Source organism: Aliivibrio thorii (genome assembly GCF_057368585.1).
Genome location: NZ_CM170655.1, coordinates 125123 through 147589, shown reverse-complemented (window position 1 = coordinate 147589; position 22467 = coordinate 125123). Strand labels below are relative to the sequence as shown.

The window sequence follows — 22467 nt, the reverse complement described above, 5'->3', positions numbered from 1 at the left end:
TTTGATGTTTTGCTATTAAGGAATGCATCCCATATGATGAAAGTAATTATTTAAAAGGAATTAAATTATGCCAGATGAAAAAGCGATACTTTATTACGTCTATGATCCAATGTGTTCATGGTGTTGGGGCTATAAACCCGTATGGGAAAAGGTTAAGCAAGCGATCTCCAATGATGTGGATATTGTTTATGTTCTTGGTGGATTAGCGCTAGATTCAAAAGAACCTATGTCGCAAGAGATGCAGGTACAAATAGCATCGTATTGGCAAAAAATAGAAAATTATTTGGGTACTTCTTTCAATCATGATTTTTGGGAGAAAAATACACCGCGTCGTTCTACATATCCCTCTTGCCGTGCCATTCTTGCTGCACGAGCTCAAGGTGCTGAATTAGCAATGCTTGAGGCAATCCAAACCGCTTATTATTTAGACGCTAAGAATCCAAGTGATAATGACGTATTGCTCGACTGTGCTAGAAATATTGGCTTAGATATGACTCGCTTCGAGTTAGACTTATTATCTCCAGAGACAAACCAAGCATTGTTAGATGAAATCACATTTTCTCGCTCAATTGGTCGAAGTGGTTTTCCTTCTTTATTTTTTAAAACAGAAGATGAGCTAATTGAGTTTCCAATTGATTATGAAAAATCAGAAGGAACCGTTGCACTATTAAAAAGTCGTCTATATTAATAAGTAATCAAGTTACTCTACCTCCGAATGGATAAGGATTAATCAATGGCTGCAGAATACACACCACCACAAATTTGGGTTAATGATACTGATGGCGGTAATAAATGGGCAAATATCAATAGCCCAGAATCTGGCGCAAGGCATGAGAAAAAGCTTCCAGTAGGAGAGCATTCTCTACAGCTTTATTCTTTAGCAACGCCTAATGGTCAAAAAGTGACGATTCTATTAGAAGAGTTATTGGCACTAGGCATTAAAGAGGCTGAATACGATGCCTACTTAATCAATATTGGTGAGAGCGATCAATTTTCATCAGGCTTTGTGGATGTGAATCCAAATTCAAAAATTCCCGCTTTGGTTGATCACTCTGTTGATCCTGAAGTTCATGTTTTTGAATCGGCTTCTATCTTGGTTCATTTGGCTGAGAAATTTGGTCAGTTTTTACCAAAAGAGGGCAGTGCGAGAACTCAAACCTTTAATTGGTTATTTTGGGCACAAGGCTCAGCACCATTCTTGGGTGGTGGCTTTGGTCATTTCTATGCGTATGCTGATGAAAAGCAAGAATACCCAATTAACCGCTTTTCCATGGAAGCAAAACGCCAATTAGATGTACTTGATAAGCAACTTGCTAAAAATACTTACATTGCAGGGGAAGAATACAGTATTGCTGATATGGCGATTTGGCCGTGGTATGGCAACCTAGTATTAGGTAATTTGTATGATGCTGCGGAGTTTTTACAAGTAGACTCTTACACCAACGTGGTTCGTTGGGCAAAAATGCTTGAAGCTAGAGAAGCGGTACAGCGCGGTAAAATTGTCAATCGTGGATGGGGCGAAGAGTGGGAGCAAGTGCCAGAGCGTCATAGTGCCGCGGATATTGATATGGTATTAAGCAAGAAACCAAAATAATCACTGTTACGTAATGTAGATCAAACAAAGGCGACAGCATAATACTGTCGCTTTTTTTATTCGCATTTATCTGATCACTAACTTATTTAAGTTTGGTTATTGTTACGATCTAGCAACAAGTTACATCTCAAACAAGAAGTAGTAACCATAACCAACCACAAAGGCAGGAACTGCTGAGTAGAAGGTCGCAACCATTGCCGCTTTGGGAGCTAATGCAATCGCAGGGAAAAGTGCATCACCATCATTTGAGATTGCATTTGAAAGCTGTGCTGACATCGGCATCGCACCGGATAAATACAGGCTAGTTACTAAAATCTGAGGACCACAACCCGGAAGTAAACCAATTGCTAAGCCAATCAGCGGCATCCACATTCCATAACCTAGGAATACCGTGTGTAAATCAACGCCAGAGAAGTAAGTTGTTAATTCAAAAATTAAGAAAGCGACAATTACCCAAGCAGAAACAAAGTTAGTATCTTGTGCTGCTTTCTGAATAGGGTGAGAGCTAATGCATTTATTGTCTTCTGAAACCGTAGATTGATAATCACTGATCTCTTTGGTTAATGACCATAGCATCATGCTGCCAATTGCTAATATTGCACCAATCCACTCAATCGTGTGCTCAGGAACATGGAGTAATTGGTTAATATCAACTTGGAAAGAACCTAATACCGCAATGATGGTTGCTGGAACTAGTACCCACTTCCAAAATGCACCTTGCAGGTTAATCGCTTTTACTTGTAAGCATGGAATATCATGCTTTGGCTTTATGACTTCTTGAGTTTCAGGGCGTAAAAAATCGTCTTTATGTAATGCGTTTACAATAATGCCTGAGACAGCACCAACAACAACGCCTAATGCCATTACACCAAATCCCACTTTAGGTTGCGCTGCAATTAATAAGAACGCGGCATCGCCCATGGTAGCCGTTAATACCGCGACGACTGAGCCAAAACCTACTTTACCGCTGATGTATTGCGTAGTCACTACGATAGCGCCACCACAGCCCGGTAAGGCACCAAGTAACGAAGAGAAGACCACTTGATTGGTACGAGATTTATTATAAAGCGAAGTAATGCGGTTGGTTTTACCCATGATGTTGGATAGGTAATGGTAAATAACCAATGTGAAAGCTACGTAGGTCGATACCGCCCAAAAAGCATCAGATAAAGTCGTAACGGTGATCTCTCGTGTTGCTTCTGCACCCACTAAAGCTAATAACGTGATAGGCAGTAATAAACGTTTATGCTGCAGTGAAAACTGCGAAAACGAGAACGATTGTGAGAATGAATTAGTAGTCATCATAATAATAAAGCCATCAGTAAATGCGAATGATTATTAGTATATGCAAATGAGAATTATTATCAACTATCATTTCGATAGTTTTTATCGATGAATAAGAGATTTTTATACACATAAAATAATTAGAATAAAAATCTGCATAGTTATTTGATAACAGAGAATAGTTAATTAAAAGTCACTAAATGTTAAATAAAAGTTGTGATTGTGCGCTTATTTGATGAGATCAAATGCTGCTGACTGAGTTTAATTTGCTACTATCAGCCCAATAAATAGATTAAGCCAAAGAGCTTAGTTAGCGATTAAGAGAACAGTTATGAGGGAACATATGAAAGCAGTTGAAGCTAATTTTGATGGTCTTGTTGGGCCAACGCATAACTACAGCGGTTTATCGGTAGGGAACATCGCCTCTAAAAATAATAAATCTGGTGCATCGAACCCAAAACAAGCAGTAAAGCAAGGCCTAGAAAAAATGAAGGCTCTGCATGATATGGGCTTTACTCAAGGGGTATTAGCGCCACAAGAGCGTCCAGACATTCATACTCTGCGTCGTTTAGGTTTTTCAGGCTCAGACGCTGAAGTGTTACAAAAATCTCATCAATATTCACCACAATTACTTGCTGCATGTAGCTCAGCCTCAAGTATGTGGACAGCAAACGCAGGTACTGTCTCTCCAAGTGCCGATACCTCTGATGGCAAGGTGCATTTTACTCCTGCTAACTTAATTAATAAGTTTCACCGCTCAATTGAAGATGAAGTCACTGGCAATATTTTAAAAGCAACATTTGCAGATGAAAAACACTTCGCTCATCATGAGGCCTTACCACACAGTGATTACTTTGGCGATGAAGGAGCAGCAAACCATACGCGTTTTTGTAATGAATATGGAGAGCAAGGTGTAGAGTTCTTTGTGTTTGGTAAAAGTGCGTTTGATGAAAGCTATTTAGCACCGAAAAAGTACCCAGCACGACAGACATTAGAAGCCAGCGAAGCAATTGCACGAACGCATGGTTTACGTGATAAGTTTACGGTGTTTGCACAGCAGAATCCTGATGTTATTGACCAAGGTGTATTCCATAATGATGTTATTGCTGTCGGTAATAAGAACACCTTATTTTGTCATCAACAAGCATTTTTGAATCAAGAACAAGTGAAGTTAGATCTAAGTGCTACTTATGGTTCTGACTTTAATGTTATTGAAGTGCCTACAGATCAAGTGTCGGTGCAAGATGCGGTCGAAACTTACCTGTTTAACAGTCAGCTAATCACTAAGTCGGATGGAACTACCTTGATCATTCTTCCACAGCATTGTCGTGAGAATCCAAGAGTATGGGCATATCTAAATGAGTTAGTAGAGCAAAAACGCGGCATTGATGAGTTGCATACCTTTGATTTAAAACAGAGCATGCAAAATGGCGGTGGGCCAGCGTGTTTACGTCTCCGTGTGGTGTTAAATGAAGCAGAGCAAAAAGCAGTTAATCAACATACCTTGATGAACGATCAGCTATTTACAACGTTAAATCTGTGGGCTGATAAGCATTACCGTGATCGTATTGAAGACAAAGATCTTGCGGATCCACAGTTATTATTAGAATCACGAGCAGCGCTGGATGAGTTAACACAAATCATGCAGCTTGGTTCTGTGTATCCTTTTCAAAGATAAGGATCTATATATTAAGAAAAAGCCAGAGTGAGAGCTCTGGCTTTTATCTTTTACATTGTAAATTGTAGCTATACGGTGCTTTAACGCCAATACTGTTACTTCATTTAATCCAATGACTTCTTAAATCGCTTTGAAGCAACAAATAAACCAATGATGGTGAAAATGATCATCCAAACCGTATCTCGCCACAAATCAATTTTAACTTCACTGCCCTCTTTGATAGGTAGGGCTCGGATAATTTCATTTGAAGTCGCTGAGAAAGTGACTCGGTCTCGCTCTAAGGTTCCTAATGCTTCATCATGTTTATCTGAGCCGCAACCCTGTAATAGCACGGCACATACAAATCCGAAGAATAGCTGTTTCATTTTTAAATCTCCTGATATCGATTACTTATAGCCTAATCAGGATTTCGTGATAGCTTAAAGTAATATCAATTGCTTATTAGGTACTTAAAGAAACTATACTCGGTGTAATGATAAGCGCAAATTATTTAATTCAATTTAAAATACGCTTTCGTTTAATTATATTTCTGAATTAAATTTAATTATCAAAATAGTATTATCAGTTTGCATCTCAAAAAGATAATCCTGATTTATCATATTGATGGGTTTCATTTAAAAATTTAATAATTTCAATATCTTAAAGGTATGGCATGAGTTGTGCTCTCTTTTAATTTTACGTGAGTATTTAATGAAGGACCATTATGAACAAACTTAAGCTATTTTCTTGTATAGCAATATTTAGTCTCACTGTCGGTGCTCAAGTACAAGCTGCTATTCCATTTGCTTCCTGTCCAGGGCAGGCTTTTATGATACAAAACCCTTCTGGAACACCGGTGGCTTATGGCATTAATTTGGATGTAGGTAGCTATAGCACTTTATCTTGGGAAGTTGGAAGCGGAAAAATTAATGCTATTGGCTATAGCGTTCATGATGATTATATTTATGGGTGGGATTATGGAGCGAAAACCTTAACTAAAATTGGTTCCGATTTCGTATCAACGCCATTATCGGTCTCTAACCTAAATGTTGGACCTACTTCAATTTATGTTGGTGATGTATCGACCATTGAAAATGCTTGGTATGGCTACAGAGTTAATCAAGGACTTTTTAGAATTGGCTTGGATAACTTGATTATGACTAAAGTTGCCGACTCTGGCACTATTGGTAATATTCGTATACTTGATATGGCTTTTCATCCAGACGATGGACTTATCTACAGTGTTGATAATTCAGGTTATCTTTATAAAATTGATCCAAATACAGGGGTAAGTACCCAATTAAACAAAGTTATCAGCAGTGATAATGTTGGTCATAGTTTAGCTTTTGGTGCTCAATATTTTGATGTCGATGGTAATCTTTATCTCAGTAATAATGGGAATGGGTATATATACCTTATTAATATTGATGATGTAAATTCAACTTCAGCCTTTTTTGCTTATGGACCATCGAGTAATTCAAATGATGGTGCCCGCTGTGCATTTGCTGCGGTGGGACAAAATGATAATAGTGATTACGGCGATGCTCCCGATACTTACGGTACTTTATATGATTCATTTGGTGCTCGTCACGGTATTTCTGATTTAAAACTAGGTCTGATCGTTGATGGAGAAAGTGAAGCTTATGTGTACCCGCTTTCAGATGACACATCAGATTCAAGTAATGATGATGATGGTATTTCATTTCCTGTACCACTTGAAATTAAGGAAACAAGCTTCATTTATGCCGATGTTGAAGGTGCAGAGGGAGAAGGGGTACTTAGTGCTTGGATTGATTGGGACCAAGACGGGGTGTTTAATGATGATGAAATGATTCTTAACAGTGAATGGGTAGATGATGGCCAGAACCAACTCTATTTTGAAGTACCAAGCTGGGCTCTAGCAGGAGATACTTGGGCTCGTTTTCGTTTAAGCCATACTTATGATGTTGGTCCAAATGGAGGGGTAAGTGCAGGTGAAGTTGAAGATTATCAAGTTACTGTTACAGACCAAGGTGTATCCGTTGAGCTTTACCCTGTAGGATCTGACTACACCACTTTCGCTTATGAAGACCAATTTCCTAAAGTCGGTGACTACGATATGAATGACGTCCTTATGAACGTCAAGTACACTGAATTTAGTCATAATAACCAAGTGATTCAACTTAAAATTGAAGGGCAAGTTGCAGCTCTTGGTGGTACTTATCACTCTGGTTTTGCTATACGTTTGCCTAATATTAGTCCAGATAAAATAAAGGCTGATTCAGTTAAATTATTCATTGATGGAGAATTACAAAATACAACAGTGTTAGAGAGTGGCACTTTAGATGCCGTTTTGATTATTCATGAAGATCTTTGGTCTCTTACCGAGTCCGGCGAGGCTGACGGTTGTAATATGTTCCGAACTGAACCTGGTTGTGGGACTCAATATCGTCCTAACTGGTCACTTACCGTTCCGTTTGAATATCCTATTTCTCAAGGACAAATGCCAGCCTTGCCTTATGACCCATTCATTTTTGCGACTCCAGGTTATTACTACGGGGAGAATGGCTTACAAGTGAGTGGTGGCCATCCTGGACGTAATTTAGAAGTACACCTGAAAAACAAAAAACCGACCTCTAAGTTTGATTATGGCTATATTGGTCGAAGTGATGATACAACCAATACCGCGAACAGTACTTACTTCCAGACAGATAACGGGCTTCCATGGGCAATTGAAATTCCGCTTAATTGGGAGCATCCAAATGAGTCAGTCAGCATTCTTGAAGCGTATCCTCAATTTGCAGATTTTTCTCAGGATGCAACAGGACAAACAGCTTCAGATTGGTATGTAACTCCTAGTGCGGGAAAAACTTATATAGATTAAGGAGAGATCTTATGAATAGTATCGTGAATAAAATGAATCTATTACTTTTTGTTGCTAGCTTTAGTCTGCTTACTGCTTGTAATAGTGATAGTAGCAGTTCTAGTGGATCAAATGATTCGGCTTCTGAGTCAGAAGTCCCCACGAGTAGTAAGCAATCGATTTTAGATTTAAAAATTAGTGCTGAGAACAATCTTGATTCTGTCTATAACATTGATATAAATGTTGATATTTCAGAAAGATCGAGCAAACGAGCATTTATTTCAATATGCGATAATAGCCAAGCGCAAGGGGATTTATCAAAAGTCGATTTTGATATGTGTTTACTTAAAGGAAGTTTAGAGCAAGGTGTTGGTAAATTTGACCTTCGAGTGGCTAATCACTGCGAAGAACTAATTACGATTATTTGGATTATGGAAAAAGATCGGGAGCCTCTTATTTACACTTTGGTACACAATAATCAAAAAGAGAGTTATTGGTTAATTAAATAGCAAATAAGCCGCCTTCGAAATAGAGGGCGGATATACATATTATTTAACGCATACACTCATTAGATCATCAACAAAATGATTCAATGCACGCTCTTCAATAGTTCTAATTTTTAGCTGCTGAGAGTCACTTAGCATGTGGTACATACTCGCGGCACCAAAGTCGCCAAAAATCATATTAGCGTCTTCATCAAATAAGGTGTTATGTGCGTATAAATCGCCATGGCATACTTGGTTATCATGCAGGTGTTCAAAGACATTACGCATTTCTGCCACCATTTTATTGATGTGATCTAATGATAAACGAAACCCTTCAGGGAAAGTATCACGCGTACAGCTTTCTAAACTTGGTGGAAATCCAAGATTTTTGTAATGAGCAGGGATTAAGTTCATTATTAATGCTAAGTAGTTATCTTCACTTACTTGCGCTAATGACTGTACTAAACTGGGGTGGTTTCCGACTTTTAAGCATGCTTGCAGTTCATCTTCAGGGTAGCCATCACTAGTGACTTCACCTTTAAATACTTTAACTGCAATTTCTTGTGGAAAATCCGTTTGTTCTTTATTCCAACGCGCTTTAGAAATTACACCTGATGCACCTTGCCCTAATACATTTTCTAATGTGTAGTCAGAAGACGATATGCTTGGTACTGATTTTACTTTTAGGTCCGATTTACAAAAAGGGTTACCCGCAAAGGCAAACCATGCCAGCTTTGGTAAATCTAGTAGTTGTTCAGGACATTCAGTTAATTGGTTGGCAGAGATCCGTAATAACTCAAGGTTATGTAACTGAGATAAATTCTTTGGCAGTTCTGTTAGTTTATTTCCTGCTAACGCCAGTTTTTGCATTAAATGGCAATTACCTAAAGAGTTTGGTAATACGTTCACTTGGTTATCCGTTAAGATCAGCCAGCGTAGTTTTTCAGGAAATGCATTCTCAGGGACATGCTGGATTTGGCATGATTTAAAACCAATCATTTCAAGGCTTTTACACAAGGCGAGTGTGTTTGGGAAGACAGTAAATGGATTATTAGAAGCAAAGAAAACTTTTAGCTTAGTCAGTTTAGTAATCTCAATAGGCAGGTCAGTCAATTGATTATTAGACAAATCTAAGATCTCTAATGAATCAGCAAGAGATAGAATCTCAAGTGGAAACGAAGTGAGTGTTTCACTTAATTGAAGTCGAGTGATACCTTGTAATTCACCGGATTTTAGTTGCGCTAATGTATGCAAATCGATCTACCTATTGTCGTTTATATGATGCTGATTAAAAAGTGTCATTTGGAATGAACAGCCTAAAATTTAGCGTTAATTGTACGGCGTTTAATACTAGAAATCTAATATAACGATTTGGTTATAATCTATATAACTTTGGGGCCATTTGCTCGAAACTAAGCATCGCGTATCGTCACTTACTAATGATAAAAATATTTATAACTGACGTGGAGTAAATGGATGTACTTCAAATTGCGTGGAGAAGTACGATGGATATGTGGAATAAAAAAACAGTAATAGTGTTAGGAGCACTGACTTTTAGCTCAACGGCAATGGCTGAAGAAAACAATGATGATGTACAAGATATGTCAGATCCATTGGCGGTATATACACAAGCAGGTGCTGGCTATACCGATAAAGGATTAAACCTTAAAATGGGGCAAACTTATGATACTGGTAGTGATACTACTATGGGTATGAACATTATTGAGGTGAAAGGCATTGCTGGTGAAGCGATTGGTTGGAATGGAGAAGCAAGAGAAAATAATGATGATAGTATTGACTCACTGCGTTTTCGAAACTTTAGTGTTGATTTAACCAATGGACGCGGTGCTCAGGTTGATGTCGATTGGAATTTTAATAATAACCAAGGCTCTGCGTCTTATAGTTTTATACAAGCGCTTCCAAAAATGGGGCCTGTAAGTTTATATCCTTTAGCGGGATTAGGTTTAGCAGCGGGTGAAGCATACGATCCTCAAGATAAAGGGGCTGCACAAGCACAAGATCGTTATGATTTGCATGGCTCGTTTTATGTGGCTGGCCTTTACAGTAAAATCGAAATTACCGATAAGATCTGGGTTAACTATAATCCAATGTATTTAGGTACCATTTCTGGTTCTGAAGAATATAAAGATAATGCTTATGGCATTGATAATGATGCCATTCTAACTCATGAAGCAGCGATTAGTTATCAAATAACTCAGCGTTCAAATGTTCGTTATTTTGCAAACTGGACAGAAGATACTCATTATTCCGATGGTGACCATAGAATTGAATTTAACTATCAATTTTAATTCTTACGTATAATTTTAAATGGCTTACATGTTTGGTTGGCTATTTTTTATTCGTTCTATTTTAGTTAGTGTTCGTTTTTACTCATAATGTATTAAAACGAGCATTTTTGTTTGTATTAAATATTATTGAGTGTTGTAAAATCACTTCAAAGCCACAATCCTATTCATTTATCGGCTCTTCACGCATTTAGGCTGAAATTATTACTTTCAATATTCTCATTATCTTCTCTTTTCACTTTGTCTTAAATAAGATAACACACCTGGTCACACCTGTTCGTTTGCTTGTTTTATGCTCTAGATCTTCTTTTTGATATTCTAACACGCATTTATTGTGCTCGAATGCTCATTTTGAGTCTGTTGACATATCAATTATTAATAAAAAGAGTACATTTCTCACTGCTTAACGTGAATGCTGTAAACCTACTTTAATAATAAATAACGAAACAAAGGAATGAATCATGGCGAATAATGAACAACATACATTACTTGGACAATGCATCGCTGAATTTATCGGTGCCGGTTTATTGATCTTTTTTGGTGTTGGCTGTGTTGCGGCATTAGTATTAACTGGCGCAGAATTTGGCCAGTGGGAAGTCAGTATTATATGGGGCATAGGTGTTGCGATTGCTATCTATTGTACTGCGGGTGTTTCTGGTGCTCATCTAAACCCTGCAGTAACCATTGCATTGGCGGCGTTTCATGGATTTGATAAAGCAAAAATAATTCCTTATATCATTGCTCAAGTATTAGGGGCTTTCTGCTCAGCGGCATTGGTCTATGCTTTATACAGTAACTTATTTTCTGATTATGAAATTGCAAATGGTTTCCTACGTAGCAGCAAAGAAGCACTATCTACAGCCGGTATCTTTTCAACTTATCCACATCCCTCTTTATCGATGCTAGGCGCATTTGCGGTTGAATTTGTCATTACTGCGGTTCTTATGTTTGGAATTCTAGCTCTAGGCGATGAGCACAATGGAGCTGCTCGCGGTGCAATGAATCCACTTCTTATTGGTTTATTAATTGCTGTTATTGGTGGATCTCTTGGTCCCTTAACTGGCTTTGCAATGAACCCTGCTCGTGATTTTGGTCCAAAGCTATTTGCTTATTTAGCAGGCTGGGATTATGCATTAACGGGTGCAAAAGAGATTCCTTACTTTATCGTTCCAATTTTAGCGCCAATTGCTGGTGCATGTTTCGGTGGTTGGGCGTATCCAAAAATGATTGGTGCTTATCTGCCAAAAGCAGGTCATGGTTGTACGATTCCCAATCAGTGTGATGTGGAAGAAGACACTAAAACTGCTGAAGTTTAATAAAATAACAATTATCTCCCTACGAATTTTATATACAAAAGGACTCCATCATGACTGAGCAAAAATACATTGTTGCACTTGACCAAGGAACTACCAGCTCTCGTGCCGTCATTCTTGACCACGATGCCAATATTGTCAGTGTTTCTCAGCGTGAATTTACTCAGATTTATCCTCAAGCAGGATGGGTTGAGCATGATCCACTTGAAATCTATGCAACACAAAGTTCGACGTTAGTTGAAACCTTAGCGAAAACGGGTATTCGAAGTGATCAAATTGCTGCAATTGGTATTACGAACCAACGTGAAACAACCATTGTTTGGAATAAAGAAACGGGTAAGCCTGTCTATAACGCTATTGTTTGGCAATGTCGTCGTACAGCAGATACGTGTGAAGAACTGAAGGAAGCTGGCTTAGAAGAGTACATTCGTGAAAATACAGGTTTAGTTGTTGACCCATATTTCTCTGGTACAAAAATTAAGTGGATTCTTGATAATGTAGAAGGCGCTCGTGAAGACGCTGAGGCCGGTAAATTACTGTTTGGTACGGTTGATACGTGGCTTGTTTGGAAGATGACGCAAGGACGTGTTCACGTTACGGATTACACCAATGCTTCTCGTACCATGGTGTTTAATATCAATACGCTTCAGTGGGATGAAAAACTACTGAAAGAGCTAGATATTCCACTTTCAATGATGCCTGAAGTGAAATCATCATCAGAAGTGTATGGTGAAACAAACATTGGTGGTAAAGGCGGGACACGTATTCCAATTGCAGGTATTGCAGGAGACCAACAAGCCGCACTTTATGGCCAAATGTGTGTTGAACAAGGTCAAGCTAAGAATACCTACGGCACGGGTTGTTTCCTGTTAATGAATACAGGCAAAGAGAAAGTAACGTCTCGCAATGGCCTATTAACAACACTAGCATGTGGTCCACGGGGTGAAGCCTCTTACGCACTTGAAGGTGCGGTATTTATGGGCGGAGCATCAATTCAATGGTTGCGTGATGAAATGAAACTGTTGGCAGATGCGAAGGATTCAGAATACTTTGCAACTAAAGTTGATTCATCAAATGGTGTTTATGTTGTTCCTGCCTTTACTGGTCTTGGCGCTCCATATTGGGATGCGTATGCTCGCGGCACGATTGTTGGATTAACGCGCGGCTGTGGCTCAAATCATATTATTCGTGCAACGCTAGAGAGTATTGCTTACCAAACGCGTGATGTTATTGATGCTATGCAAGCGGATTCAGGCATTAAGTTATCAGCACTTCGAGTTGATGGTGGGGCGGTAGCCAATAACTTCCTAATGCAATTCCAATCAGATGTATTAGATGTTGCTGTGCATCGTCCACAAGTGACTGAAGTAACGGCATTAGGGGCAGCTTACCTTGCTGGCTTAGCGGTTGGCTTCTGGGGTGGTCTTGATGAATTAGCGGGTAAAGCAGTAATTGACCGTTCGTTTGAACCTCATCATGACGAAGATAAGCGTAACCAACGCTACCGTGGTTGGAAACGCGCGGTAAAATGTGCACAATCATGGGCTGAGTTACATGATGAAGATTAATTAGTCATAATCTGATGATTAAATAAGCTAAAGGAGTGCATTTATTGCGCTCCTTTTTCTTTTCCGAACTTTATTTGATATACATCACGCATATTCATCGCAATTATTTCCAATTTCATAAGCTTCTTTGTACACTAATTTCAGATAAAAATATAAGTCTTTGATTGATCGAAATTAGGGGAGTAATTCGTGAAGCAATTATCAAGACACCAAGAAATCGTAAACCTAGTACAGCAACATGGATATGTCAGTACCGAAGATTTAGTGGAGCAATTCAAAGTCAGTCCACAAACCATTCGTCGTGATTTAAATGAACTTGCTGATGAGAATAAAATCCGCCGTCATCATGGTGGCGCGACTATTCCATTAAGCTCGGTAAACACTGCGTATACAACACGAAAAGTGATGCAGCTAAATGAAAAAGACACGATAGCAGAAGCGCTTGCCAAACATATACCAGATGGCGCGACATTGTTTATCGACATTGGTACAACGCCAGAGTCAGTTGCAAAAGCACTGGTAAAAAACCATAAAGATTTACGTGTGGTTACCAATAACATCAACGTAGCTATGATCTTAATGGCTAACCCTGACTTTAAGGTTATTCTCGCTGGTGGTGAAGTTCGTAATCGTGATGGTGGTATTGTGGGCGAAGCAACGCTCGATTTCATTAAGCAATTTCGTTTAGATTTTGGTATTTTAGGGATCAGTGGTATTGATTACGATGGTTCATTACTGGATTTTGACTATCACGAAGTTCGTGTGAAAAAAGCAATTATAGAGAACAGTCGAAGCGTTTATCTTGCTGTTGACCATACAAAATTTGGTCGTAATGCGATGGTTAATTTAGGTAGTATTACTGAGTTACAAATGATCATTACGGATCAAGAGCCACCAGAAGAGATCGTGGTTATTTTAAAAGATAATGACATTCCTTATGAGGTAATTTCTAAGTAGCTCTCACTTTTTACCGGTAAACGATCCCTGTTCTTGATTAAGATCAGGGATTTTTTTTATCTTCATCACACAAAATGTTCGAAATCGAAAATATAAAGTGACTCAAAACGAAAGTTAAGTTATCGTGATTTTATCGTAATTAATGTTCGTTCGCTCATTATGAGTATTTGAGGTCGCTACTATGAATAATGGAAACCAAACACACACAACCTGCGCTGTTTTAGATTTAATCGTAGTTGGTGGTGGTATTAATGGTGCTGGAATCGCTGCTGATGCCGCTGGTCGCGGTTTAACTGTCGGTTTATATGAGGCATCTGATTTTGCTTCTGCAACGTCATCAGCAAGCTCAAAATTGATCCATGGTGGTTTGCGTTATTTAGAGCATTATGAATTTCGTTTAGTGTCTGAAGCGCTTGCAGAGCGTGAAGTCTTGTTAGCAAAGGCACCACATATTGCTAAACCAATGCGTTTTCGTTTACCTCATCGTCCATTTTTACGCCCTGCATGGATGATTCGTGCTGGTCTTTTCCTTTACGATAATTTAGGCAAGCGTACGACTCTTCCTGCAAGTCACTCTGTTAATTTAGCTGCTTCTGGTTTACTGAAACCGGAAATGAGAAAAGGATTCGAATATTCTGATTGTTGGGTTGATGATGCGCGTTTAGTGATTTTAAATGCGATGTCTGCAGAGAAAAATGGCGCAGAAGTAAAAAATTATTGTCGTGTTGAGAAAGCAACACGCGTTGATAACATTTGGCATGTTACTATTTTTGATGAACAAAAGAACACACATTTTGAGCGTAAAACTAAAGCGTTAGTGAATGCTGCTGGTCCATGGGTAAAACAATTTTTTGATGATAGCTTAGAGGATGAATCACCACGAAATATTCGTTTGGTTAAAGGTTCCCATATTGTCGTACCAAAAATTCATAATGAAGAGCAGGCTTATATTCTACAAAATAAAGATAATCGTATTGTTTTTGTTATTCCTTACATGGAAGACTTCTCTATCATAGGAACTACGGATGTTGAATATAAAGGTGATCCGAGGAAAGTAGAAATATCAGAAGATGAAGTAAATTATTTAATTGATGTAGTGAACCAGCATTTTGTTGACCAAATTCAGCGTGATGATGTTGTGTGGACTTACAGTGGCGTGCGTCCATTGTGTGATGATGAATCTGATTCTCCTCAAGCGATTACTCGTGATTACACTCTAGAGCTAGAACAAGAGTTAGACCAAGCACCGTTATTGTCTATTTTTGGTGGAAAACTAACGACATACCGAAAATTAGCAGAAACTGCAATGAAGATGCTAAGCCCATATTTTATGAAGATAGGAACGTCGTGGACCAAAAATGTAGCGCTACCGGGGGGAGATTTTGATTACCCACGTAAACAATTAGTAAATAATATTTGTACTAAGCATCAATGGTTAGCAGAAAAAACAGCAATTCGCTATGTGAATCAATTCGGTACTTTAGTTTGGACTTTATTAGAGAACATTACTTGTGAAGGTGATATGGGAATAAGATTCTCAGAAGGGGTATATCAAGCTGAAATTGATTATTTAATACAACATGAGTTCTCTCAGAAAGCAGAAGATGTACTGTGGCGTAGAACGAAATTAGGTTTGTATTTGAATGAAGAAGAGAAAAACGAATTATCTCTATATATAGAGAATAGCATCGTAAATAAAAACAATATACAACTGAAAAAAGCAGTATAAGAAAAAGCAGCCGATTATGGCTGCTTTTTTTATGAATGATAATAGCCAATATAAGAAATATTCATTTCATCATTGAAGAAATACCCTATGTTTTCAGATATAGGGTAAAAGTAACTGTAAGAGTTATGACCTATCTTTTTAAATAAACTATGATAAGCATAGGTTATGTCATCATTTTTTACTATGCCTAACTGTAATCGCCCTGAAGCCAGATCATTAATGTCTTTATTTTCAATAGAAAATTTCTCAATGTTTTTATCTTTTATCACTGTCACATGACTTTGTGATATATAACTATACCCTCCAGAATAACCAGATTCTTTGACAAATATTACTTTTTTTGTATTGTAATTAGTTTCATTTATTTTAATTATGTCAGTATTAATATATAAATTTCCTTGATATTTATCATTGAATAATGATTTTAAGTTTATTTCTGTTGATAGTGATATAGGACTATTCAATTTATTAACAGGTATCTTTTGTTTTTTATCAAACTTAACATCATTGAATATTTTTTTTATATTTAATTTTTTGTGTTTATCTTTAAAATAAATCTTATTATAAATTTTATTGCATTTGTTTTTTTGTATATTACAAGCAGATAACGCAATAAAATCATGTTGATTATTTATAAAATATTTAACGTTATTCTTCGTTTTAATTTGTGAAAGGTCTAATTTTTTTGAGGTTGATGTGATTATCACATTTTTCATTTCTTGTTTGAACTGAAATGATTGTATTTTTTCGTCCACTAAGTGGAGGCTTATTTGATCTAATGAAATTAATGATGTCACGGTAAACAGTAATAAGAGTAAGGGGAATAGGTGCTTCTTTCTTTTCTCATTATGGTAGGGTTCTGCTGCTATATAGCCTCTTCCTTTTATTGTTTTTATCGGATCAAATCCATGTGGTTTCATTTTTTTTCTAAGTAACGAGATAGCTTGGGGCACAGCTGAAGTATAGCAATTAACCTCTTTGCTCCATGCTTTATCTAGAATCTCCTCTTTTGTGAAAATTGTTTTTGGGTTTTGTATCAGAAGATAAAGAATATTTATCTCTACTGAATTCAATGTTATTTCTTTATTCCCTTTCGTAATGATTTTCTTCTCGTTGAGAAATAATGTGAAATGATGATTTTTAGTTATATTAGACATTTTTAAACCTATGTTCTATACGACTAATGATTCTCAAATATGACATTGGAAATGTCTATAATATAGTTGAATTATTTTTAGATTAAATTGGTTATATGGGGTATTTCTCATTTGATCTTTTGGTTTTTTATTTTTTTGTGTTTTTTTATTTTTCATATATTAATGTATATGCAATTATATATTTATTAAATATGTGGGGGCGATATGGAAAAAATAACGTTAATATGTAATTCAATGCAGTCATTTATGGACCTTTGTGAAAATAACCTTGTTCAATCATGCTTTGTACATTGTACTTTTATTGTTGGGAAAAGTGACTTTAGGTGGATGGAAAGGGAGTTGAAATCAAAAAATGGAAATGAATTATCAGTAAGAAAACTGATTAAAGATGGCGATTAATTAAATCGTATTTGTAAAATAGAAAATAAGTACTTGGAAAATATTTGTATAGGCGTAATATCAAAAAATTATTAATCATGAGATAGTAAAATTAAACTAAATCGTTTCATTTGATATTAAATTATCGGATTTTTTATTAAGCAGTTGTTGATCAAGCTGTAGACAAGTTTGATAATCGGGAAAGCGAGCAAGGACTGTATCGACTGGCATACCAACCAAATCGCACTCTAGATAATCTATGTGTTTTTTATTATTGTATATCGCCACACCATACTCATCTCTTAAAATGAACAGGCAATTACAGTGCTTCATTAGATTGGTCGTAAATAAGATTGATGGGCTTTTGATGCCATCAAGTAATTCTTGATACTTTGTATTAAGTGCATGGAGATCAAAATTATTATAATCGATACCTAGTAGATTATATTGAGCTAGGTTTATTCTCTAATTGTGGTTTTTTTGATTTAAAATTCTGATCAATATCAGATAAAGGTAACGGATACGAGAGGTGGTACCCCTGAGATATTACCGAACCAAAAGATTGAATTAAATTGAGTTGATTGACGTTTTCAATGCCGTTTATGATGACGGTATTACCCAGGAATTTATTTAGCTTATGGTAGAGAGAGCGTAGGAAGCAAAAAGATAAATAATCATCATTAATAGCACTAATTAAAGAACGGTCAATTTTAATATAGTCAGAATTCAATCCTAATAATGGATCTGAGCTAACGCATTCTGTGCCATAATCATCAAGCGTAAAAAGAACACCAACATGACGTAAACGTTTAATATGAGTACGTATTTTTTCTAGATCAAAGTGTTTGTTGTTGAAATTCAGTTCTAAGGTGAACCCTTTATTCAACGAAAATATGGTCTCACAGTATTCAATAAATGATTCTGACTCTAGGCTGTCTACTGATACATTAATTGAGATATGAATATGAGCTTGATTTCGTAAACTTAATTTATCTGAAATAACATGAGAAATAACTTCTTTATCAAAACTTTCTTTATTTTCAAGCATATATCCCAAGTTATAATTGGCGCTAATTTACCATGTTCAATAAATTGAACCTATCTGAAGACCTGTTCAAATTGAGATAAACTTCACATTTACAAAATGAAATAGTACTGTAAAAAGTATAATTATTGATTATGTTATCAGCTTTGAATGGGATTAAGATTTAATGTTAATACCATCTTGATTTTTATCAGAATTATTTTCCATTAAACGTGTGGCTTGTTGAATGTTGACCTCTAATAAATTGATAAGTTGTTGAATGTCATTTAATTTAGGAGTAATCCCCATTTTGGCCTCTTTTTCTATAGAAGCAGCACTTTCTACAAGGCGATGAGCGTCAAAATTTCCTGCCATTCCTTTTATCGAATGCGAATGAAGGCGGATATTATCGATGTCTTTTTTGTCGTAAGCGGTGATTAAAGACGTAATACTCTCTTCTGAGGTATCAATGAATGAAGTTAAGAAATCATTTAATACGTCAGTATCATCGCCACAAATACCCATAAGAGGTTCTAATGTTAACTCGGCTTCAGTAAGGGCTAACGTGATGATTTTATCTTTTGAGTATCGTTTTAACTCTATGATATTTGTATTTGGTTGGTGGTTGGATTTATTTCGTTCAATTTTTGTTTTGTGATGATTAATAGCATCGAGAAAGCTTTGCTCTTGAAGAGGCTTAGTTAAGATATAATTAGCACCAGCGGCAATGAAATTATCATGCGCTTCTTGGAAAACATCAGCAGTACAAGCAAAAATGACGGTTGAGATTTTTAATTTATTTCTGATAATTTGTGTTGCTGTTATTCCATCCATGATTGGCATGTGGTTATCCATGATGATCAGGTCAAACGAACTCTCTTCTAATATATCAATAGCGATCTGGCCATTTTCAGCAATGGTTACCTGATGCCCTAAGCGTTGGCAGAACATTTTCGCGACTAATGCATTTACCTTATTATCTTCAGCAATCAATATTGATAAATTGCTTGGTGTTTCGTGATCTTCAGGGGGAATTTTCGGTGAATGATCCTTATTCTCAATAGCGGCTTGTTTAATACTTGTTTCAAGCGGGATAACGATTGTAAATGTCGTCCCTTTTCCTTCTGTGCTATTAACTGAAATCTCTCCTCCCATAACATCAACGAGTTGTTTGACAATGGCTAGTCCTAATCCTGTGCCGCCATACTGCCTAGTCGTTGAAGATTCAGCTTGAATGAAAGGGTTAAAGATTTTCTCTAAACGTTCTTTTCGGATCCCGATACCACTGTCTTTGATTTGAATGGTGATACCAGTTTGTTTTTGTGTAGTTAATGTGTGGTTAAAAAATAAAGTGATTGCACCATCATGAGTAAATTTCACCGCGTTACTTATGAGATTAAAAATGATTTGTCGTATTCGAGGTTTATCACCTTTAAATATGGTGTTGGGGCCTATTTCATTGTTAATAATTAAATTAAGTCCTTTGTCTTCGCAAATTGGTATATAGGTACTGGTAATAGGGCTGATGACGTCTTTAAAATTGAAGTCGTCGCAATTTAGATCGAGTTTATTTTGTTCAATCTTAGAAAAATCAAGAATATCATTTAGTAAGGAGAGTAGGTGGTCACCAGATTCTAATAACACATTGATTTGTTTGTGTTGTTCAGGGTCTTTAATATTACTTTCTATAATTTGTGCCATGCCAAGAATACCATTTAAGGGCGTTCTCAATTCATGGCTCATTGTCGCTAGAAACGTCGATTTTGCTTTATTGGATACTTCAGCTTGTTTTGCGGCATCAGCGAGATCTATTTCAAGTGCTTTACGTTTAGTTATGTCTCTTTCAACAGCGATAAATTGCTCTAATGATCCTTTTAAATCAAAGGTAGGGGTGATCGCAATGTCTATCCAATATTCGGTTCCGTTTTTATGATAATTAATTAATTCAGATTCTATAGAAACCCCGTTTTTGATGGCTGTAGAGATCCGGTTGATGTCATCTTGTGATGTTTTTTCGCCCTGTAATATGTCTCCCGGTTTCTTTCCTAGAACTTCATTTAATTGATACCCTGATAGGGTGCAAAAGCTTTGGTTAGCCCACGTTAAAATCCCATCTTTATCGGTAATTAAGATGGCGTCATGGGCGTGTTCGGCAACGAGTGCAAGCTTAGATTTCTCTTTTTCAGAGTTAAATAGTTCTCGTTTTATAGCTAATGTTTGCTGTAAACGCTCACGTAATTGAAGATGAAAATAAGCAGCAATGGCACAGATAAAAAGTATCACGGTAATAAACATATGGTTTTTTATTGATTCTGCTTGAGATAGCCAGTAGCTGTTTTGCTGTATAAGCACTTGTTTTACATTGTTGGTAAATATGTCTTTTTCTTTATTTTTACTTTCGATTTTAATTCTCTCACGAAAAGCGATGTAATTAGATAGGCTTTTAAATTCAGATTGCTGTTCCAAGCTTCTACTAGGTGGAGAGTCTATTAAACCAGTTAAGGTAAATTGTGAGACATACAACTTATCTTCTAGAGCAGGTAAAGTCTTTAATAGTTTTTCTTCCAGTAATCGTGTTGTTAACGTTGAATATTCGTACGAGACTTTTAATCGTAGTAATGTCTCTAAATCGTTAATAAGAGTTGATACGGCAGCTTGAGTATTTTTTGCATAGTTAACCGCTTCATTGTTACTAACAAGAAGTTGGGATAGCCAATGGTTTTGATCAGTTTCTAAACGTTCAGAAAGAAAGACAGCTTTTAGATCGGCATTAACTAATTGCGATGAGTAAGTATCATAAGCTTTATTGTCTTGATGATTAAAATAGTGGAGTCTTTCTTCTGATTGAATGATGCTGTCTGTTAATGCTAAGTAAGCTCGTTGATATTGGTCGTTTAGATGGCTTTTGGTAACAATTAAAGATAAATAAACAGCTGCGCAAGTTATAAATGCAATAAGTAATAGGCTTAATTTATTTGTGTTTATTAGTCTCATTGAATTAACTCCTCTAGCGCAGTAGGTCTTGGGGCTGTTAAGGTATTTAAAAAAGCGCTGATTTCAACAACGGTCATTGGGTTCAGTTCTTGTCCTAATTGGACTCGAGCCATTATGATTATTGCTTCTTCGAGGGTTTCTGTTTTTCCATGATGGAAATAAGGGGCGGTAATCGCAACGTTGCGTAAACTAGGTACGCGAAAAACGTGACGATCATTGATGTCTCCAGTGATATCAAATCGGCCAAGGTCGTTTTTTACGGAATCTCCAAATTGTGTTTCTAATGCAGTTAGGTTGCCAAATTTTTGAAAGAGGTTTCCCCCCACATTTTGGCCTTGATGGCAAAATACACAGCCTAGTTGTTGGAATTTATCCCAGCCGTTAATAGCAACTTGAGAGATCGCTTTTTTATCTCCTTTTAAATAATTATCGAACGGAGCGTCTGGTGTATTTAACGTTATCATGAAGGTGACTAAAGCGTTTTTAATTGTCTCCTCTGTAATATCACCGTTGTATTCTTGGTTAAAGCGATTTGAATAATGTTTGGAAGTGCTCAGAAATTGAATAATATCCGTCCAATTACTGTCCATTTCTAATGGATTATGAATCGGGCCATCCAGTTGTTGTTCTAAACTTGCCGCTCTTCCATCCCAGAAAAAACGAGTATTTAAACTGATATTAAACAGTGTTGGAGAATTACGGGGTCCTTTACCATGAACCCCAATTGAGGAGGGAATTGATTCTGCACCATTAGTAAAAATATGGTGGCATGATTCACAGCTTACTTGTCCATTTGAAGATAACCTAGGATCAAGAAAAAGCTCTAAACCTAATTTAGCTTTGCTTTTCTCTTTGATTTCTACTTTATCAATAGTTGTAATCGCTTTAGAAAAAAGGTCATTATTCTCAACTGTTTTGGGGTGAGAATTAGGATCCCAAGTAGGGGCTTGAAAAGATAAGTATAGATAAATACTGCAAACACTTATTATTATAAGTGGAATAATCCAGCGAAGTGGTAAAAAATGCACGGTGATTTCCTTGTGTGTATACACTCTATAGAAAAGTATAGTACAAGGTAACTCGATTTAAAGTGCCCAGCTTAAAGCGTCTTAATGTTATTAATGTCAATAAGTTTGGGGGGAAAGGGCAAAGACGGTGGGGGAACCGATCTTTTGCCCT

15 protein-coding genes and 2 pseudogenes are annotated in these 22467 nt (G+C 36.8%); 10 read left to right on the top strand and 7 right to left on the bottom strand.

From position 1 onward, the window contains the following. Positions 1-67: 67 nt before the first annotated feature. Both AC2IP4_RS14875 and yghU read left to right on the top strand, forming a co-directional pair. Entirely contained in the window at positions 68-688 is a 621-nt protein-coding gene (locus AC2IP4_RS14875) for a DsbA family protein (protein ID WP_486311014.1), read from the top strand. 45 nt (positions 689-733) lie between these two features. Continuing rightward, the gene (gene yghU, locus AC2IP4_RS14870) at positions 734-1594 is read left to right on the top strand and encodes a glutathione-dependent disulfide-bond oxidoreductase (RefSeq protein WP_486311013.1); all 861 of its coding nucleotides are present in this window, start codon (positions 734-736) and stop codon (positions 1592-1594) included. A gap of 120 nt (positions 1595-1714) precedes the next feature. Here yghU and AC2IP4_RS14865 read toward each other — a convergent pair whose 3' ends face one another. Then, positions 1715-2899, bottom strand: a complete 1185-nt coding sequence (locus AC2IP4_RS14865; protein ID WP_486311012.1) for a putative manganese transporter — start codon at positions 2897-2899, stop codon at positions 1715-1717. Positions 2900-3221: 322 nt separating this feature from the next. Here AC2IP4_RS14865 and astB point away from each other — a divergent pair, with 322 nt between their 5' ends. Continuing rightward, the gene (astB, locus tag AC2IP4_RS14860) at positions 3222-4556 is read left to right on the top strand and encodes an N-succinylarginine dihydrolase (RefSeq protein WP_486311203.1); all 1335 of its coding nucleotides are present in this window, start codon (positions 3222-3224) and stop codon (positions 4554-4556) included. A 104-nt stretch (positions 4557-4660) separates the two neighbouring features. Here astB and AC2IP4_RS14855 read toward each other — a convergent pair. Continuing rightward, positions 4661-4753 (bottom strand): annotated as a pseudogene (locus AC2IP4_RS14855) (ABC transporter permease); the annotation flags it as partial. Positions 4754-5259: 506 nt separating this feature from the next. Between AC2IP4_RS14855 and AC2IP4_RS14850 the strand changes: the two are divergent. Together AC2IP4_RS14850 and AC2IP4_RS14845 are read left to right on the top strand one after the other, a co-directional pair. Next, positions 5260-7398 (top strand): LruC domain-containing protein, encoded by a 2139-nt coding sequence (locus AC2IP4_RS14850; protein ID WP_486311011.1) that lies wholly within the window; start codon positions 5260-5262, stop codon positions 7396-7398. 11 nt (positions 7399-7409) lie between these two features. Continuing rightward, positions 7410-7886, top strand: a complete 477-nt coding sequence (locus tag AC2IP4_RS14845) for a hypothetical protein (RefSeq protein ID WP_486311010.1) — start codon at positions 7410-7412, stop codon at positions 7884-7886. 39 nt (positions 7887-7925) lie between these two features. Here AC2IP4_RS14845 and AC2IP4_RS14840 read toward each other — a convergent pair whose 3' ends face one another. Then, on the bottom strand, positions 7926-9116 hold the full coding sequence (locus AC2IP4_RS14840) for a leucine-rich repeat-containing protein kinase family protein (RefSeq protein WP_486311009.1): 1191 nt from the start codon (positions 9114-9116) through the stop codon (positions 7926-7928). A 257-nt stretch (positions 9117-9373) separates the two neighbouring features. Here AC2IP4_RS14840 and AC2IP4_RS14835 point away from each other — a divergent pair, with 257 nt between their 5' ends. The 5 genes from AC2IP4_RS14835 to glpD all read left to right on the top strand — a co-directional run bounded on the left by AC2IP4_RS14835 (position 9374) and on the right by glpD (position 15735). Further along, on the top strand, positions 9374-10171 hold the full coding sequence (locus AC2IP4_RS14835) for a hypothetical protein (protein WP_486311202.1): 798 nt from the start codon (positions 9374-9376) through the stop codon (positions 10169-10171). 458 nt (positions 10172-10629) lie between these two features. Next, complete coding sequence (locus tag AC2IP4_RS14830; protein WP_105056258.1) at positions 10630-11484, top strand: MIP/aquaporin family protein; 855 nt, start codon at positions 10630-10632, stop codon at positions 11482-11484. A 50-nt stretch (positions 11485-11534) separates the two neighbouring features. Then, positions 11535-13049: a glycerol kinase GlpK gene (gene glpK / locus AC2IP4_RS14825; protein ID WP_105056257.1), complete on the top strand. Its 1515-nt coding sequence runs from the start codon at positions 11535-11537 to the stop codon at positions 13047-13049. A 189-nt stretch (positions 13050-13238) separates the two neighbouring features. Beyond that, entirely contained in the window at positions 13239-14006 is a 768-nt protein-coding gene (locus AC2IP4_RS14820) for a DeoR/GlpR family transcriptional regulator (protein WP_105056256.1), read from the top strand. A gap of 181 nt (positions 14007-14187) precedes the next feature. Further along, positions 14188-15735: a glycerol-3-phosphate dehydrogenase gene (glpD, locus tag AC2IP4_RS14815; protein WP_486311008.1), complete on the top strand. Its 1548-nt coding sequence runs from the start codon at positions 14188-14190 to the stop codon at positions 15733-15735. Between the two features lie 29 nt (positions 15736-15764). Here the strand turns inward: glpD and AC2IP4_RS14810 are convergent, their stop codons facing one another. From AC2IP4_RS14810 to AC2IP4_RS14795, 4 genes and pseudogenes are all read right to left on the bottom strand, one after another. After that, a complete protein-coding gene (locus AC2IP4_RS14810) occupies positions 15765-16892 on the bottom strand; it encodes a winged helix-turn-helix domain-containing protein (protein ID WP_486311007.1) in 1128 nt (375 codons plus the stop codon). A 498-nt stretch (positions 16893-17390) separates the two neighbouring features. Next, positions 17391-18315, bottom strand: a pseudogene (locus tag AC2IP4_RS14805) (EAL domain-containing protein); the annotation flags it as partial. 156 nt (positions 18316-18471) lie between these two features. Further along, entirely contained in the window at positions 18472-21288 is a 2817-nt protein-coding gene (locus AC2IP4_RS14800) for a PAS domain-containing hybrid sensor histidine kinase/response regulator (RefSeq protein WP_486311006.1), read from the bottom strand. Then, a complete protein-coding gene (locus tag AC2IP4_RS14795; RefSeq protein WP_486311005.1) occupies positions 21285-22316 on the bottom strand; it encodes a cytochrome-c peroxidase in 1032 nt (343 codons plus the stop codon). Before AC2IP4_RS14795 ends, AC2IP4_RS14800 begins: the two co-directional genes overlap by 4 nt. Positions 22317-22467: the final 151 nt, after the last annotated feature.

Coding starts and splice junctions, on each gene's coding strand:
- astB (WP_486311203.1), top strand. CDS start 3,222: ATGAAAGCAGTTGAAGCTAATTTTGATGGTCTTGTTGGGCCAACGCAT.
- glpK (WP_105056257.1), top strand. CDS start 11,535: ATGACTGAGCAAAAATACATTGTTGCACTTGACCAAGGAACTACCAGC.
- AC2IP4_RS14835 (WP_486311202.1), top strand. CDS start 9,374: ATGTGGAATAAAAAAACAGTAATAGTGTTAGGAGCACTGACTTTTAGC.
- AC2IP4_RS14865 (WP_486311012.1), bottom strand. CDS start 2,899: ATGATGACTACTAATTCATTCTCACAATCGTTCTCGTTTTCGCAGTTT.
- glpD (WP_486311008.1), top strand. CDS start 14,188: ATGAATAATGGAAACCAAACACACACAACCTGCGCTGTTTTAGATTTA.
- AC2IP4_RS14875 (WP_486311014.1), top strand. CDS start 68: ATGCCAGATGAAAAAGCGATACTTTATTACGTCTATGATCCAATGTGT.
- AC2IP4_RS14845 (WP_486311010.1), top strand. CDS start 7,410: ATGAATAGTATCGTGAATAAAATGAATCTATTACTTTTTGTTGCTAGC.
- yghU (WP_486311013.1), top strand. CDS start 734: ATGGCTGCAGAATACACACCACCACAAATTTGGGTTAATGATACTGAT.
- AC2IP4_RS14800 (WP_486311006.1), bottom strand. CDS start 21,288: ATGAGACTAATAAACACAAATAAATTAAGCCTATTACTTATTGCATTT.
- AC2IP4_RS14830 (WP_105056258.1), top strand. CDS start 10,630: ATGGCGAATAATGAACAACATACATTACTTGGACAATGCATCGCTGAA.
- AC2IP4_RS14850 (WP_486311011.1), top strand. CDS start 5,260: ATGAACAAACTTAAGCTATTTTCTTGTATAGCAATATTTAGTCTCACT.
- AC2IP4_RS14810 (WP_486311007.1), bottom strand. CDS start 16,892: ATGTCTAATATAACTAAAAATCATCATTTCACATTATTTCTCAACGAG.